This is a genomic window from Cyanobium gracile UHCC 0139, from assembly GCF_034931325.1.
GTDB lineage: Bacteria > Cyanobacteriota > Cyanobacteriia > PCC-6307 > Cyanobiaceae > Cyanobium > Cyanobium gracile_B.
Genome location: NZ_JAYGHX010000002.1, coordinates 261,937 through 276,857, shown reverse-complemented (window position 1 = coordinate 276,857; position 14,921 = coordinate 261,937). Strand labels below are relative to the sequence as shown.

The following is a 14,921-nucleotide window of genomic DNA, read 5'->3' as shown; positions in this document are numbered from 1 at the left end:
CGCCTCCGCATGCCCCGGGTCGTGCTCTACCAGCCCCAGATCCCGCCCAACACGGGCAACGTGGCCCGCACCTGCGCCGCCACCGGCTGTGAACTGCATCTGATTGAACCGCTGGGTTTCTCGATCAGCGATCGCCATCTGCGCCGGGCCGGCCTGGATTACTGGCCCTGGGTGTTGCTGCACCGGCACGGCGACCTGGAGCACTTCCAGGCGGAGCGGCGGCGAAGGGGGGGCCGCCTGGTGGCCCTCAGCAGCCAGGCGGAGGCGCCCTACACCGACTTCCGCTTCCATCCCGACGACTGGCTGCTGTTCGGACGGGAGACGGACGGATTACCGAACGCCCTGCAGGGGACGGCCGAAGCCCGGCTCACCATCCCGATGGCCTGCCGGGCCCGGGAGGGGCAGGGGGGCGTTCGCAGCCTCAATCTCTCGGTGTCCGTTGGCATCGTGCTGTTCGAGGCCCTGCGCCAGATCGGGCCATCCGCAGGGAGCGACACCTGAGACCCGAACGGGACGGTCCCGATGTCCCGACCGAGTTGTGCCTGAGGAACCTTGCTGCCTGTGGTTCATGGCGCTACTCTCTGCCGGACCCGCAGATGTTGGCTTCTCTGTTGGGTTTTGTCCGCTGGATGTGAAATGCATGAAGCCTTTCCGCTTGATTCTTCCCTTTCTGCTCTCCACACCGGCCGTCGTGCCGCTCGTGGCCGTTCTCGCTGACGATTCCCCCAGCACCGTCTCCACCGAGACCCTGCTGGCCTCCCTTCCCTCCGCCACCGACCGGGTCTGGGTCAAGGTCCGCCGTCCGGTGTCCATCGAGGAGCTCTCCACCGCCCTCGATCTCGATGAGAGCCGTCTGGCCCGCCTCAACGACGTCGATGAAGACCACCGCTTCGGCAACGGCGACTGGCTGGTTGTGCCGTCCCGGGGCAAGGAACGCCTCGGTCGCATCGCCTCCCTCGACGTCTCCGTCCAACGCCAGAGCCCCCCTGTCTCCACTCCTCCGCCTGTCGAACGCGATGGCGTCGTCCGCTTCGGCGACACGGTGCTGAAGCTGGCCCAGCGCTACGGCCTGAGCGTGGCCGAACTGATCCGCCTCAATCCGGGCCTGGAAACCGCCCGCCTCGTGGTGGGCAGTCAGGTGCGGCTGGCCCAGTCGGCCCCGGGTCGTTCCCGGATGCTGCTCGGCCTCAAGCCCTCCGTCAGCGGCGGCATCAGCTGGCCTGAGCTCCCCGAGTTCGGCGACCCCCAGCCGCCGTTCGATGGTGGAACCACGGCGCCTTCCACCACATGGATCTGGCCCACCCGCGGGGTGTTCACCTCCGGTTTCGGCTGGCGCTGGGGCCGGATGCACAAGGGCATTGATGTGGCCAACAACGTCGGCACACCGATCATGGCGGCCAGGGAGGGCCAAGTCGTCTTCGCCGGCTGGCATGACGGCGGCTACGGCTTCCTGGTCGAAATCGCCCATCCCGACGGCAGCCGCAGCCTCTATGCCCACAACAGCCGTCTGCTGGTGGCCAGAGGCGAAACGGTGACCCAGGGTCAGGTGATCAGCCAGATGGGCAGCACCGGCCGCAGCACCGGTCCCCACCTTCACTTCGAGATCCATCCCCCCGGCCGCGGTGCGGTCAACCCCCTGCAGATGCTCCCCCCCCGGGCCTGATCCGGCCGGGGGCCGCGCCGGCCATCGTCTAAAGTCCTGGAGATTGGCTCGGTAGCTCAGCTGGTTAGAGCGTGGGATTCATAACCCCAAGGTCGGGAGTTCAAGTCTCCCCCGAGCCATTGTTCTGGGTCATTGTTCTCTGATCCCTGATTTCCAGGGTGGGTCAGATTCCACTCCGAAACAGAGTCAGTTGTCGAGGCTGATCCGCCGCTGTATCCATGCAGATACAGCACTGATGGAACGGTGAAGGCGTTGACTCAGCGCATCTCGATGGCGTTGAGCCGTTCACGGAAGCTGCGCGCATTGGCCGCCTCCTGGCTTTCCACACTCTCGACCCGGGCCGGCAGCGGTGCGATCACCGGCAGCGCGGGGGGCGCGACGACGACGGGTTGGGAGGCCTGCACCGAACGGCGGCTGCGGCCGTAACCCCCTGACTGGGAACGGTTCTGGAGCGCGCGGGTGAGGCTTTTGCTGCGGTTGGCGGCGCCCACGGTTTCCCCATCCTTGGGACGGATCAGGGGATTGCCCTTGAGCTCGGAACGCAGCTGATTGATGAGGCGAAAGTGACCGGTGGTGTTGTATTTGCGCAGGACGGTCGGATCCCAACCCATGGCAGAGGCCTCGCTTCTTAGGAATGCATCGTAGAGCCAGGCTCCTTCAGGGCAGCATGGGTGCCAGTCCCCTCCCGAGACGGTGCACACCATGACCAGCAGCGGCAGGCTCGTGGGCCTCGAGGCCCCCGACTTTCGCGCCACCGCGGTGGTGGATCAGGAGTTCCGGGAACTGTCGCTGCGCGACTATCGGGGCAGGGATGTGGTGCTGTTCTTCTATCCCCTCAATTTCACCTTCGTCTGTCCCACGGAGATCACGGCCTTCAGTGATCGCCATGGGGATTTCGCCCGCCTGGACGCCGCCATCCTGGCCGTGTCCGTTGACAGTCCCTACAGCCATCTGGCCTGGGTGCAGACCGAACGCAAAAGCGGTGGGCTCGGGGATGTGGCCTATCCCCTGGTCTCGGATCTCAACAAGGAGATCGCCCGGGCCTACCACGTGCTCGACGAGGAGGCCGGCACGGCCCTGCGGGGCCTGTTCCTGATCGATCCCGACGGCGTCATCCGCCACAGCACCGTCAACGACGTGGCCGTCGGCCGCAGTGTGGACGAAACCCTGAGGGTGCTGCAGGCGTTCCAGCTCGTGCGTCACCAGCCAGGCCAGATGTGCCCTGCCGACTGGACGCCCGGGGGCCGCACCCTGGCCCCCGATCCCCACGGCAGCCGCACCTAAGTCGCCGGGCAGGAGTGACGTCTCAGCCCAGCAGCGATTGCAGCAGGCGGCGACCGTCGAGGCCGCCGGTGACCGGATCACAGGCCCGCTCAGGATGGGGCATCAGGCCGAGCACATTGCCCGCGGGGTTGCTCAGGCCGGCCACGTCCCCCCGCGATCCATTCGGGTTGGCGATGTAGCGCAGCACCACACAGCCCTGATCCTCGAGGCGCTCCAGCTGCTCCGGCTCCACCTGATAGCGACCTTCCCCATGGGCGATCGGCAGGCTGATCCGCTCGCCGGCGCCGTAGGCGCCGAGCCAGCGACAGGCCCCTGGCTGCACCTCCAGCGGGCTGCTCTGGCAGAGGAAGTGCAGATCCCGGTTGCGGGTGAGGGCTCCGGGGAGCAGGCCCATCTCCGTGAGCACCTGGAAGCCGTTGCAGATGCCGAGCACCGGCCCGCCGCGCTCCGCGAAACTGCCCACCTCCTCCAGCACCGGGGCGAATCGGGCGATGGCGCCGCAGCGCAGGTAATCCCCATAGCTGAACCCCCCCGGCAGCACAACGGCCTCGAGACCGGAAAGGTCGCGTTCCTCATGCCAGAGGAAGCGCACGGGGATGCCCAGGCAGCCCTCCAGGGCCCAGGCCACGTCCCGGTCGCAGTTGGAGCCGGGAAACACAACGATGCCGACGGTCATCGGTCCGCCCCCCTCAACCCGCTTCAGCCAGATCCAGCGACCAGTCCTCGATCACCGGATTGGCGAGCAGACGGTCGCTGAGCAGTTCGAGCCGGGCCTGGGCGGTGGCCCGGTCCGGCGCCTCCAGATCGAGCTCGATCGCCTTGCCGATCCGCAGCCGCTTCACCCCCTCCACCCCGAGCCGGGCGGCGGCGGCCCGGGTGGCCTCCCCGGCGGGGTCCAGCACGGAGGGGCGCAGGGAAACCTGGACGCGGGCGTTGAAGAGCGGCACCGGGGGCACGGACGTTTGTTAAATCTTGGCAGCACGCCCCACCACCCCCCCCGGCGCACCACCAGCCTGGAGTTGACGCTCCGCACCGCTGGCCGTGGTGCCCTCCCTGAGAAGGTTTCTGCCAGATCCGCCCGGGCCCGGATGGCTGGCCTGGCTGATGGGCCTGGCTGTGGCCTGCACGGCCCTGCAGGCCCATTCCCTGCCCGGTCTGGTGGCCCTGCAGTGCCGCGTCGCGGATGGTCCGTGGCAGGACTGCCAGATGCAGGTCGAGGAGCTCGGCATCCACTGGTTCCTGGTGGTGGGAGGCCAGCGGATCGAGTTCCGCCACGACGGCCGGGGCCGGGTGACGATGCTCAAACCCTCGGGCGGCTGGCAACCGGTGAACAGCCGCTGGGTGGAGAACACGGATCTCTGCTGGGATGGGATCTGCGCCAGGGGCGACATCCCCCTCGACTGACGCGGGCCCGCGCCCGGTTGCTGCCCTTGCCGTCTCAGAGGCGATCGAGGGCGTCGCGCAGGGGGCCGGCGGCGCCGGCAGTGGCCAGCACCACCAGTTCCAGGCCGTCGGGGCCATCGCCCTCGCCGCCGTCGGCGGCAGGGGAAGGGCCCGAGCGCTCCTCGTACCAGCAGTCGAGGCGACGGCCAACCCCTTGGATCTGCAGCGGCAGGCGTTTGCCGCCCTGGCGCAGCCGCCCCTTGAGCCGCACGACGGGATGGTCGATCAGCAGACGCTGCAGCTGGGCCTCCAGGGCGGGTCGCCCCCACTGGCCGGCGCGGCGCACGACGATCGACTCCATCGCCACGTGGGCATGGTCGTGGTGGTCGTGATCGTGGTCGTCGTGGTCATGGTGGTGATCGTGGTCGTGGTCCGGGTCCCGGCCGGGCCCGTCCAGCACCAGGGCGGGATCGAGGCGGCCCCGGGCCATGGGCAGCACCACGGTGCCGGGGCGCAGGTCGGCGCGCAGCGCCGCGGTCACCCGGGCCAGGGCCTCCGGCTCCAGCCGGTCGGCCCGGCTCACCAGCACCAGGTCGGCGGCACCGAGCTGGTCGGCGAACAGATCCTCGATGGCGCTGATGTGGTCGAGGCTGGGATCGGCGCAGCGCTGGGCCTCCACCGCCTCGGCATCCCCGACCACATGGCCGGCGGCCATCGCCTCCCCATCCACCACCGTGACCACCCCGTGCACGCGGGTGCGGCTGCGGATCTCCGGCCAGCCGAAGGCGGCCACCAGGGGCTCGGGCAGGGCCAGGCCACTGGTTTCCACCACGATGCCGTCGAGCCGGTCGGCCCGCTCCAGCAGGCGCTGCATGGTGGGCAGGAACTCATCCTGCACGGTGCAGCAGAGGCAGCCGTTGGCCAGCTCCACCAGCCGGTCGCCCAGCTCGTCCTCGGGGCAGAAGCCGCAGGAGGCGATCAGATCACCGTCGATGCCCACCTCGCCGAACTCGTTGACCAGGACAGCCAGCCGCAGTCCGCTTTCCAGCAGCAGGTGGCGCAGCAGGGTGGTCTTTCCGGCCCCCAGAAAACCGGTCACCACCGTGACCGGCAACCGTCGGGTGCTGGTGGCGATCATCGGGGCTGGCGCGAAGGGAATCGCAACCTAGAGGAGGTGCCGCCAGCGGGCGTCAGCGGCAGCCGAGGCTCTCCCGCGTGTCGACGCCGGTGAGGGGATGGCTGCCGGCGGCACGGGCGCAGAGGGCCTTCTGCTCCGGCAGATCGAGCACCGCGTCGCTGAAGTCGGCCCCATCGATGCGGGCATCCCGGAAGCGGCTCTGCATCAGCATGGCGTTGCGAAACTGGGCGCCGCGCAGGTCAGCCCCGTCGAAGCGGGTGGCGAAGGCCACCACGTCCTCCAGGTCGGCGCCGCGAAGGTCGGCCTGGCGCAGGTCGGTGGAGTTGAACACGGCTCCGCGCAGGTCGGCGTCCCGCAGGTCGAAGCCCTCCATGGAGGCCTTGAGAAACTCCTGCTGCTGCAGGTTGCGGCCCCGCAGGTCGGGGTCGAGGTCCTGGAAGGAACGCTGGGCACGCAGCTCGGGGGCGGTGATCGCCTGGGCCGGGGCCACCGGCAGCACGCTCCACATCAGCAACGGGCCCAGCACGGCCCCCAGGACGCACCCCAGCACACCGGCCAGCATGGCCATGGCCTTGCGGCGATTCTCAGGGAAGGTTGGGGAGCTGGGGACCATGCCACACCGGTACGCTGCCGGTTCAAGCTATGGCAGACGCAGCCCGTCATGAGCATGTCCTTGCGGGTGGTGGTCCCCCCCCATCCCCTGATCGGCCACTGGCTCACCCTGCTGCGCGACGGGTCCACCCCCTCGCCCCTGTTCGCCACCGCCATGGCGGAACTGGGCCGCTGGCTGACCTATGAGGCGCTGCGCGACTGGCTGCCCCATCGCCCGGTGTCGGTCATCACGCCCCTGGGCCAGTGCGACGGCCAGGTGGTCGATCCTGAGGTGCCCCTGCTGGTGATCCCGGTGCTGCGGGGCGGTCTGGGGCTGTGGCAGGGGGCGCAGTCGGTGCTGCCGTCGGCCCAGCTGGCCCATGTGGGCCTCGAGCCCTGCGGGCCGGATCACAAGCCCCACTGGTTCCTCGACGACCTGCCGACCAGCATCGACCCCCGCAGCGGCGTGCTCGTGTTCCTGCCAGGCCTCGCCAGCGGTTCGGTGCTGCTGGCCCTGCTTGACCGCCTGGCGGGCCTCGGGGTGGAGGGGCAGCGGCTGCGGGTGATCACCACCCTGGCGGCGAGCCCCGGACTGAAGGTCGTCGGCGAACACCACAGCCAGCTCACCATCTACTGCGCCGGCATCGACCCCGAGGTGGACGGCCGGCATCGCATCGTTCCGGGATTCGGCGAGGTGAGCGAGCGTCTGTATGGAATCGCCGCCGCCACTGCCTAGGCTGGTCCCCTCAGATCCAGACCCCCCTTACCTGCAGGTTCATGGCTGATTCCAGGCAGCAATCGTCCGCCAGCGGCAGTCTGGTCCTGGTTGCCGGGGCCGCCGGGGCGGTCATGGGGGCCGCCGGACTGGCCGTCTGGCTTCTGCGTCGGGCCGAGCGGCACCGACTTTCCCTGCGCCAGACGCGCCTGCTGCGCGTCTCCCGCCTCGCCGAAGGGTTCGTAGAACCGCCGGTGAGCAGCGACCAGCTCCACGACCGTGTCCAGAAGCTCAACCAGGCGATCGACGAGGTACGCCGCCAGCTCGAGCAGCTGCAGCCCCAGCCCTGAGGGCGCAGGCCCCTCGGTAAGTTGCTGCTGACCCGTTCCTCCCCGGCCATGCTGCGCTCCGACGCCATCACCAAGGGCCTCCAACGCTCCCCCAACCGGGCCATGCTGCGGGCCGTCGGTTTCGGCGACGGGGACTTCGGCAAGCCGATCATCGGCATCGCCAACGGCTACAGCACGATCACGCCCTGCAACATCGGCCTCAACGATCTGGCCCGGCGGGCCGAGCAGGCGGCCCATGGGGCCGGAGCCATGCCGCAGATGTTCGGCACCATCACCGTCAGCGACGGGATCTCGATGGGCACCGAGGGCATGAAGTACTCCCTGGTGTCACGCGAGGTGATCGCCGATTCGATCGAAACCGCCTGCAACGCCCAGAGCATGGATGGCCTGCTGGCCATCGGCGGCTGCGACAAGAACATGCCCGGAGCCATGCTCGCCATGGCCCGCATGAACATTCCGGCGATCTTCGTCTATGGCGGCACGATCAAGCCCGGGAAGCTGGGCCCCTGTGATCTCACCGTGGTGAGTGCCTTCGAAGCGGTGGGTCAGCTTTCCGGCGGCCGCATCGATGAGGCGGAGCTGCTGGCGATCGAGAAGAACGCCTGCCCCGGCGCCGGCAGCTGCGGGGGCATGTTCACCGCCAACACGATGAGTTCAGCCTTCGAAGCCTTCGGCCTGAGCCTGCCCTACAGCTCCACGATGGCGGCGGAGGACCCGGAGAAGGCCGAGAGCGCCGCCCGCTCGGCCGAGGTGCTGGTGCAGGCGATCGGCGCCGGCATCCGCCCCCGCGACCTGCTCACCCGGGAGGCCTTCGAGAACGCCATCGCCGTGATCATGGCGGTGGGCGGCTCCACCAACTCGGTGCTGCACCTGCTGGCGATCGCCCGCACCGCCGGCGTGCCGCTGACGATCGACGACTTCGAGACGATCCGCCAGAAGGTGCCCGTGATCTGTGACCTCAAACCCAGCGGCCGCTACGTGACCGTTGACCTGCACCGGGCCGGCGGCATCCCCCAGGTGATGAAGCTGCTGCTCGACGGCGGCCTCCTGCACGGCGACTGCCGCACGATCGAGGGGCGCACCCTGGCGGAGGTGCTCGCCGAGGTGCCCTCCGAACCGCCGGCCGGCCAGGACGTGATCCGGCCGCTCTCCAACCCCCTCTACGCCCAGGGCCACCTGGCGATCCTGCGGGGCAACCTGGCCGAGGAGGGCAGCGTGGCCAAGATCAGCGGGGTGAAGAACCCGGTGATCACCGGCCCGGCGCGGGTGTTCGAGAGTGAGGAGGACGCCCTGGCCGCCATCCTCGCCAAGCGCATCAGTGCCGGCGATGTGGTGGTGATCCGCTACGAGGGTCCGGTGGGTGGCCCCGGCATGCGCGAGATGCTGGCCCCCACCGCGGCGATCATCGGCGAGGGGCTGGGGGATTCGGTGGCCCTGATCACGGATGGCCGCTTCTCGGGCGGCACCTACGGGATGGTGGTGGGCCACGTGGCCCCGGAAGCCGCCGTGGGCGGCACCATCGGCCTGGTGCAGGAGGGCGACAGCATCACGGTGGATGCGAAGCAGCGGCTGCTCCAGCTCAACGTGGACGCGGAGGAGCTGGCCCGGCGCCGCAGCGCCTGGAGTAAGCCCGCCCCCCGCTACCGCACCGGGGTGCTCGGCAAGTACGCCAGGCTGGTGAGCAGCAGCAGCCTGGGGGCCGTGACCGACCTTCCCCCGGACTGAGGCCCAGGCCTTCATCCCGATTTCAGAAACGTGCAGTTTGCGCAGGGCGATGCAGGGCTGCACTGATGGCGCAGGCGCCCTGCTGCTGACCGCAGCAGGGTGAATCGCTTGCCAGCACTGGCATCTGGACACCGGAGGGGCTCCGACTCACTGTGAAGCGCCTGTCCACAGGCCATGCCATTGGGGTTAGAGCAGAAGAAGCCCCCCCGTTGGACCCATGCGAAGCCACTCCGAACCCGGTCCCTTCCTGCGGCCGGTGCGCGTCACGATCACCGTCCCCTACAACGCCTATCAGGCCCTTGTGGAACGCAGCAACGTCCAGGGACGCTCCCTCTCCAATCTGGCCGCCTACCTGCTCGAATCCGCCCTGCAGACGACGCACCAGAGGGATCACACCCAGGTCCGCACGGAGTCCACGGACACGTTTCGTCGACGGGGCTGATCACAGCGGTCCCGGCTACTCCTGCCGGGACTCCCGCAGGAGCTGGGACGGCTTGACATGGAAACGCTGCTGGAAATCCACACTGAACAGCCCCAGCGAGCGGTAGCCGCATTCACGGGCGATACTTCCCACCGTATCGTTCAGATTCGGTCGCTCCAGTCGCTGCCGAGCCCGGTCAAGGCGTTGCATCTTGATCCATTTTGTGGCTGTGCAGCCCATGCGCTCGGCGAAGGCATACTGCAGCGCCCTGCGGGAGTAATGGCTCCTCGATTCAAGGTCTGTGAGGGTCAGAGGTTCACCCAGATTCTGCTTGATGTAGTCGATCAGTTCATCAAAGGAATCACGGCCCTGTCGCTGCCGGTGGAGGAGTCGATCCAGGGTTTTGTCCTGGCGAATCTCCGGCAGCAGCATGGCCACCATCAGCCGATAGATCTGGTCGTCGAATTGAAGGCGATCGAGCAGACCACGGCCATACCCCGACAACTGTCCTGCCATGGCAATGGTTTGCTGCAACGCCGCCAGCAGAGATGGGGTGACGCGGTTCTGGGGCGGGCTCCAGCCGTGGGCCAGGGCAACCGTCTCCTCCCAGCCTTTCGGCTTCTGCTGATACCCCCCCATCGCCATCGCTGTCTCCAGAAGTCGGTCCCGCGTCAAGGCGAAGGCCACGGCGGACGAAAGGGTGCTCTCCATCGTGCAGGCCGCACTGGCCATCAGCACACAGCCTCCCCTGACACAGGGCCAGGTGGTGGAGGCCTGTCGCAGCCGCTGTTCTCCGCCATAACCCAGCACGACGATGTGCTCCTGGCGTTCGGAGAAGGCCATCCGCATCGGCCTGGCCGCCCAGGCCGTCGCCACCAGGCTGCCGAGATGGAGATTGGCGCCATAGAACCACCAGGACGCCTCGGGTCCCAGCGGGATGAGCTCCACCAGGGGCAGGGCTTCCTGCAGGAGGGAAACGCAGGAATGGGCATCCTCACTGAGCGGAAGCTGGCGAAGCAGGGGATTGGAAAAATCGGCAGCTTCAGGGTGCCAGGGGCGAGGAAAGCAAGGCTCGCTGCACATACGAAGCCCCCTTCCCTCTTTCCTGATTGTAACACAGAAATGACGAAGCTTCTGCCCGCCAATTCCATGATCAGCAATGGGTGAATCGTGATGACTCGGCCCAATTGATCCCTTGGAAGAGGCTGACAATGGAATGTTGCAGACAGTGATTCACGATGGTGATCGCGCCGGGTGACACTATTGTGTCGCCCCCCCCATTCCCTGCCAGGCTCTGCTGCGGTCATCCGTCGCGCCAGGAGCGGTCTGTTGCGTCACTCAACGACGGCGCGGATCGCTTCGGCGGATTACATTGAGAACCAACCTTCACGGTGCGGAAATCGATGGAAGAATCCAGTGACGCGGAATCTTCCCCGGCACCATCCACGCCCCCCGGGTCCGAACCCGGCATGCATCTGGTGGCCATCGGCGCTTCGGCCGGTGGCCTGGAGGCCCTGCAGGCCCTTCTGGGCAGCCTCTCCCCCGGCGGCAGCGTGGCCTACGTGGTGGCCCAGCACCTCTCGCCCGACCACGGCAGCCTGATGGTCGAGCTGCTGGCGCGGGTCACCGACCTGCGGGTGGTCGAGGCGGTCGATGGGGGCACGCTGCTGCCGGACACCGTCAGCGTCTGCCCCCCCAACCACGACATCAGCGTGGACGGAAACCGGGTGAGACTGGTGGAGCCCGAGCCCCGCTTCGGTCCCAGTCCCAGCATCGACCGGCTGTTCGAGTCGATCGCCGAGCACTGGAACGGCCATGGGGCCGCTGTCGTGCTCTCGGGCACCGGCTCCGACGGCGCCCGCGGCCTGCGGACCGTGCGGGCCGCCGGTGGCCTCACCATCGCCCAGACCCCCAAGAGCGCCCGGTTCGCCGCCATGCCCACCGCCGCCATCGCCATGGGCGGGGCCGACCTCACCCTCGAACCGGCCGCCATCGGCCGTCACCTCACCGGCCTGATGGGTTCCGACGGTGACTGGGTCGAACTGAACGTTCCCGATCCCCGGGGCCTCAACGTCTCCAGTGCCCTGGAGCTGCTGCTGCACAACAGCGGCATCGATTTCAGCCAGTACAAGGCGTCCACCCTCCAGCGCCAGCTGGCGCGCCGCATGGCGATCCGGCAGATGGAAACCATGGACGAGTACCTGCAGCTGCTCTCGGCCGACAGGAAGGAGGTCTCGGCCCTGGTCCACAACCTGCTGGTCACCGTCACATCCTTCTTCCGCGACCCGGAGTCGTTCGCGGTCCTCGGCGAACTCCTGCACGCCTATGTGGCCCAGCGCACTCGCAAGGACCGCCTGCGGGTGTGGGTGCCCGGCTGTGCCACCGGCGAGGAGGTCTATTCCATCGGCATGCTGATCAGCGAAGTGCTGGGCCACCCCCAGGACCTGACCCATCACCTCAAGATCTTCGGCACCGACCTCGACGAGGACAGCCTGGCGGTGGCGCGTCGGGCCACCTATCCGGCGGCCTCCAGCCTGGCCATTCCGGAAGCGCTGCGGGAACGCTTCGTGGTGCCGTGCAACGGCGAGGTCGTGATCGGCGAGGCCCTGCGCAACTGCGTGGTCTTCGCCCGCCACAACGTGGCCGTTGATCCGCCCTTTCCGCGTCTGGACATGATCTCCAGCCGCAACACGCTCATCTACTTCACCCAGCCCCTGCAGGATCGGGTACTGGCGCAGTTCCGTTTCGGACTGATGCCCTCGGGTCTGCTGTTCCTGGGCCGCACGGAATCACTGGGCCACAGGACGGAGGGCTTCGAGGTGGCCAACGCCGACCACCGCATCTTCCATCGCACCGTGGAGCAGCAGTCCACCCGCTACACCACGTCCGTCCAGCCCACCCAGCGCCCACCGACCCTGTTCACCCCGATCGGGCGGATCTCGATCCTGCGGGAGACCGTGGTCGAGGAGCATGTGGCCACCCTCGAAGCGCTGGTCCGCAGCACTTCTCCACCCTGCGTGATCCTGGATGAAACCCACGGGCTGGTGGAGGTGATCGGCGATGTCAGTCCCTTCTGCCGGCTCCCGGAGGGCCGGATCTCCACCGCCGCCACCAGCTTCCTGCTCACGGAACTGCAAGCCGAGGCCCGCGCGTTGCTGTTGGTCGTGCGGGCCGATGGCCAGCCCGCCCGCAGCCGCCTGCTGCACCTGCCAGATTTCGCCATCCACCTGCGGCTGGAGGCCAGGCCGCTCCACGTCAACGAGCGGGTGCTCACCCTGCTCAGCTTTCTGCGCGAACCTTCCGAAAGCGACGAGCCGGTGCCCACGGACGGCCCCCTGATCCGCGACCCGGACTTCGACCGGCAGATCGCCCGGCTGGAGAAGGAGCTGCTCACCAGCCACGACACCCTGCGCCGCTCCCTGTCGGATCTGGAGGAAGCCAACGAGGAACTGGAGGCCTCGGCCGAGGAACTGCAGGCCTCATCGGAGGAATTGCAGTCGTCCAACGAGGAGCTGGAATCCTCCAACGAGGAGCTGCAGGCCACCAATGAGGAGCTGGCCACCCTCAACCAGGAGCTGCGAGCCAGAAGCACGGAGCTGCAGTTGCTCAGCACCGACCTGGAGAACATCCAGAACTCCCTCAACCAGGGCATGGTCATCGTCGACCGGGAGCTCTGCATCACCCGGTTCACCCCCCTGGCGGTGCGGGTGTTCGCCCTGGTGGACGACGACATCGGCCGGCCCCTGCTGGGCATTCCCACCACGGTGCCCCTGCCGGGTCTGCGATCGGCCCTGGCGGAGGTGGTCGGCGGCGCTCCCCGACGCAACATCGAGGCGGTCAACGAGGACATCGCCTACCTGGCCCAGGTGCTGCCCTACCAGGAACGGGAGGGGCAGCGGCTCGGAGCGATCATCACCCTCACCGACGTGTCGGAACTGCTGGCGCTGCGCCGGGCCGCCGAAGACTCGCTCGATGCGTTCTCCAGCCTCACCGATGCCCTGGAAGAGGCGGTCTGGAAACGGGACGCCGGCCTGCACCGTCTGCTCTATGCCAGCCAGCGCATCCTGCCCCTGACGGGCTGGAGCCCGGCGGAGCTGTTCGCCCATCCGCAGTTGCTCGACAACGCCATCCTTCCGGAGGACCGGGATCGGGTCTGGGCCAGTCGGGACCCGGCCCAGGGGGGCTGGTCGGTGCAGTACCGGATCATCCGCCGCGATGGCGAACAGCGCTGGGTGACGGAGAACGCCAAGGTGCTCACCGAGGAGATGGACCGCTATGTGGTCGGCACCCTCTCCGATATCACCCAGCAGCGCCAGGCCCACGAGCATGGCCGCGATCTCTCGGTGCTGTTCGAGACCCTGATCCGAAGTCCCAGCTTCGCGGTGGCGGTGTTCGACAGCAGCCAGCGGGTGGTGATGGTCAACGCCAGCCTGTGCCACAGGATCGGCTTCGAGCGCGACAGCCTGGTGGGGTCACCCGCCTCCCTGTTCTGCCAGCTGCCGGAGGCGGCCACGGCCCCTGCCGCCACCGACGCGCCCACCGATGGGCCGCTGTTCGTCAGTGACGCCTTCCCCCTGCGCCATCGTGATGGCCGCACGCTGGTGGCCGTGGCCGAGCTCTGGCCGCTGCCCTCAACGATGGGGACCGGCTCGCTGCTGATGGTGCTGCCGACACCTCAGTCCTGATCGGGCCGCAGCAGGGCCCGCAGGCGTCGCGCCAGGGCCTCCAGCGGCGCGCCATCGGCGGGGCAGGAGCTGCGCAGTCCCGTTGCCCCATCCATCCAGACCGGATGGCTGCCGTGCCAGAGCAGGGGGTGATCCTCCCCCTGCCGCCAGGCCAGGGTGAGGTTGAGCTCCCCACCGCTGCGGTAGATCTCCAGCTCCAGATCCTCGGCCGGCACCCGCTCGCCCTCGGGGCTGCGGGCCTCCAGCCGCAGGCAGAGATCCAGGCTGCCCACCCCCTGCTCCGCCTCCGGCCCGGCGCTGACGGCGCCCTGGACGGGGTTGACCACCGCATGGCGCAGGGGCCTGCGGCAGAGGTCGGCCGCCGCCGCCACCAACTGGCACAGGTCGGTGTTGGCGCTGCCGACGGGGAACTCAGGCGACGGCATCGATCGCCATCACCTCCAGGGTGAGCGGGCCGGCCCGGAAGCCCGGATTAGCGGAACCGTCGTCGCCGAACTTCGAATGCAGGATCTGCAGCCGGGTGATGCGGCTGGGGTCGAAGCGCAGGGGCAGGCCCAGGGGCAGGGCCTCGATCGGCTTGGCCCGGATGGAGGCCCGCAGCTGGGTGAAGGGGATCCGCACCCGGCAGGGGCCAGCCGGGTCGGTGGCGAAATTCGCCACCCAGCGAACGCCGCCGGGGATCATCTCGGTGAGACCCGCCACCCCATCGGCGCAGGCCACCGCCAGCTTGTAATGGCGGCCGTCCCCCTGGAGCTCCAGTTCAAAGGCGGCCTGCGCCGAGAGATCCAGCGGCGGGGAGAACACCGGCGAGCGGCAGCTGACGAAGCCGCCGCCGCTCTCCACCACCTCCGCCTCCAGCCGCATCCCGCGGCTGCTGACCGTGCACAGGCCCGAGCTGCGGCCCCCCATGACCGTGTCGTTGAGGGCATGCCAGCCACTGAAGCCATCGCCGCGGATCACCTGCAT

17 protein-coding genes and 1 tRNA gene are annotated in these 14,921 nt (G+C 68.5%); 10 read left to right on the top strand and 8 right to left on the bottom strand.

The window, feature by feature from the left end:
- The first annotated feature begins 9 nt into the window (after window positions 1–9).
- From VB738_RS04695 to VB738_RS04685, 3 genes are all read left to right on the top strand, one after another.
- Window positions 10–501 carry a tRNA (cytidine(34)-2'-O)-methyltransferase gene (locus VB738_RS04695; RefSeq protein WP_323304649.1) on the top strand — a complete coding sequence of 164 codons (492 nt, stop codon included), beginning with the start codon at window positions 10–12 and terminating at the stop codon, window positions 499–501.
- Window positions 502–640: 139 nt separating this feature from the next.
- Window positions 641–1,663 (top strand): M23 family metallopeptidase, encoded by a 1,023-nt coding sequence (locus tag VB738_RS04690; RefSeq protein WP_416233150.1) that lies wholly within the window; start codon window positions 641–643, stop codon window positions 1,661–1,663.
- A 45-nt stretch (window positions 1,664–1,708) separates the two neighbouring features.
- Window positions 1,709–1,782: transfer RNA gene (locus tag VB738_RS04685), tRNA-Met, on the top strand.
- 138 nt (window positions 1,783–1,920) lie between these two features.
- Here the strand turns inward: VB738_RS04685 and VB738_RS04680 are convergent.
- Window positions 1,921–2,274: a hypothetical protein gene (locus VB738_RS04680; RefSeq protein ID WP_323304647.1), complete on the bottom strand. Its 354-nt coding sequence runs from the start codon at window positions 2,272–2,274 to the stop codon at window positions 1,921–1,923.
- A 91-nt stretch (window positions 2,275–2,365) separates the two neighbouring features.
- Here VB738_RS04680 and VB738_RS04675 point away from each other — a divergent pair, with 91 nt between their 5' ends.
- The gene (locus VB738_RS04675) at window positions 2,366–2,947 is read left to right on the top strand and encodes a peroxiredoxin (RefSeq protein WP_323304646.1); all 582 of its coding nucleotides are present in this window, start codon (window positions 2,366–2,368) and stop codon (window positions 2,945–2,947) included.
- 22 nt (window positions 2,948–2,969) lie between these two features.
- On the opposite strand, the gene purQ is transcribed toward VB738_RS04675, so the two are convergent.
- Window positions 2,970–3,623 carry a phosphoribosylformylglycinamidine synthase subunit PurQ gene (gene purQ, locus VB738_RS04670; RefSeq protein WP_323304645.1) on the bottom strand — a complete coding sequence of 218 codons (654 nt, stop codon included), beginning with the start codon at window positions 3,621–3,623 and terminating at the stop codon, window positions 2,970–2,972.
- Window positions 3,624–3,636: 13 nt separating this feature from the next.
- Window positions 3,637–3,894 carry a phosphoribosylformylglycinamidine synthase subunit PurS gene (purS, locus tag VB738_RS04665; protein ID WP_094584545.1) on the bottom strand — a complete coding sequence of 86 codons (258 nt, stop codon included), beginning with the start codon at window positions 3,892–3,894 and terminating at the stop codon, window positions 3,637–3,639.
- 157 nt (window positions 3,895–4,051) lie between these two features.
- Between purS and VB738_RS04660 the strand changes: the two genes are divergently transcribed.
- Window positions 4,052–4,351: a hypothetical protein gene (locus tag VB738_RS04660; RefSeq protein ID WP_323304644.1), complete on the top strand. Its 300-nt coding sequence runs from the start codon at window positions 4,052–4,054 to the stop codon at window positions 4,349–4,351.
- Between the two features lie 34 nt (window positions 4,352–4,385).
- On the opposite strand, the gene cobW is transcribed toward VB738_RS04660, so the two are convergent.
- The gene (gene cobW, locus VB738_RS04655; RefSeq protein ID WP_323304643.1) at window positions 4,386–5,468 is read right to left on the bottom strand and encodes a cobalamin biosynthesis protein CobW; all 1,083 of its coding nucleotides are present in this window, start codon (window positions 5,466–5,468) and stop codon (window positions 4,386–4,388) included.
- A 52-nt stretch (window positions 5,469–5,520) separates the two neighbouring features.
- Window positions 5,521–6,081, bottom strand: a complete 561-nt coding sequence (locus tag VB738_RS04650) for a pentapeptide repeat-containing protein (protein ID WP_323304642.1) — start codon at window positions 6,079–6,081, stop codon at window positions 5,521–5,523.
- A gap of 48 nt (window positions 6,082–6,129) precedes the next feature.
- Between VB738_RS04650 and upp the strand changes: the two genes are divergently transcribed.
- From upp to VB738_RS04630, 4 genes are all read left to right on the top strand, one after another.
- Window positions 6,130–6,795, top strand: coding sequence for a uracil phosphoribosyltransferase (gene upp / locus VB738_RS04645; RefSeq protein WP_323304641.1), 666 nt, complete (start codon window positions 6,130–6,132; stop codon window positions 6,793–6,795).
- A 41-nt stretch (window positions 6,796–6,836) separates the two neighbouring features.
- Window positions 6,837–7,124, top strand: a complete 288-nt coding sequence (locus VB738_RS04640; RefSeq protein WP_323304640.1) for a hypothetical protein — start codon at window positions 6,837–6,839, stop codon at window positions 7,122–7,124.
- Window positions 7,125–7,172: 48 nt separating this feature from the next.
- On the top strand, window positions 7,173–8,849 hold the full coding sequence (gene ilvD / locus VB738_RS04635) for a dihydroxy-acid dehydratase (protein ID WP_323304639.1): 1,677 nt from the start codon (window positions 7,173–7,175) through the stop codon (window positions 8,847–8,849).
- 217 nt (window positions 8,850–9,066) lie between these two features.
- Window positions 9,067–9,291 carry a ribbon-helix-helix domain-containing protein gene (locus tag VB738_RS04630; protein WP_323304638.1) on the top strand — a complete coding sequence of 75 codons (225 nt, stop codon included), beginning with the start codon at window positions 9,067–9,069 and terminating at the stop codon, window positions 9,289–9,291.
- 15 nt (window positions 9,292–9,306) lie between these two features.
- On the opposite strand, the gene VB738_RS04625 is transcribed toward VB738_RS04630, so the two are convergent.
- Window positions 9,307–10,482 (bottom strand): AraC family transcriptional regulator, encoded by a 1,176-nt coding sequence (locus tag VB738_RS04625; protein ID WP_323304637.1) that lies wholly within the window; start codon window positions 10,480–10,482, stop codon window positions 9,307–9,309.
- Between the two features lie 257 nt (window positions 10,483–10,739).
- On the opposite strand from VB738_RS04625, the gene VB738_RS04620 reads away from it, so the two are divergent.
- On the top strand, window positions 10,740–13,955 hold the full coding sequence (locus VB738_RS04620) for a chemotaxis protein CheB (protein WP_323304636.1): 3,216 nt from the start codon (window positions 10,740–10,742) through the stop codon (window positions 13,953–13,955).
- Here VB738_RS04620 and VB738_RS04615 read toward each other — a convergent pair.
- Entirely contained in the window at window positions 13,946–14,380 is a 435-nt protein-coding gene (locus VB738_RS04615; RefSeq protein ID WP_323304635.1) for a hypothetical protein, read from the bottom strand. The genes VB738_RS04620 and VB738_RS04615 overlap by 10 nt on opposite strands.
- Window positions 14,367–14,921 (bottom strand): CIA30 family protein, encoded by a 555-nt coding sequence (locus tag VB738_RS04610; protein ID WP_323304634.1) that lies wholly within the window; start codon window positions 14,919–14,921, stop codon window positions 14,367–14,369. Before VB738_RS04610 ends, VB738_RS04615 begins: the two co-directional genes overlap by 14 nt.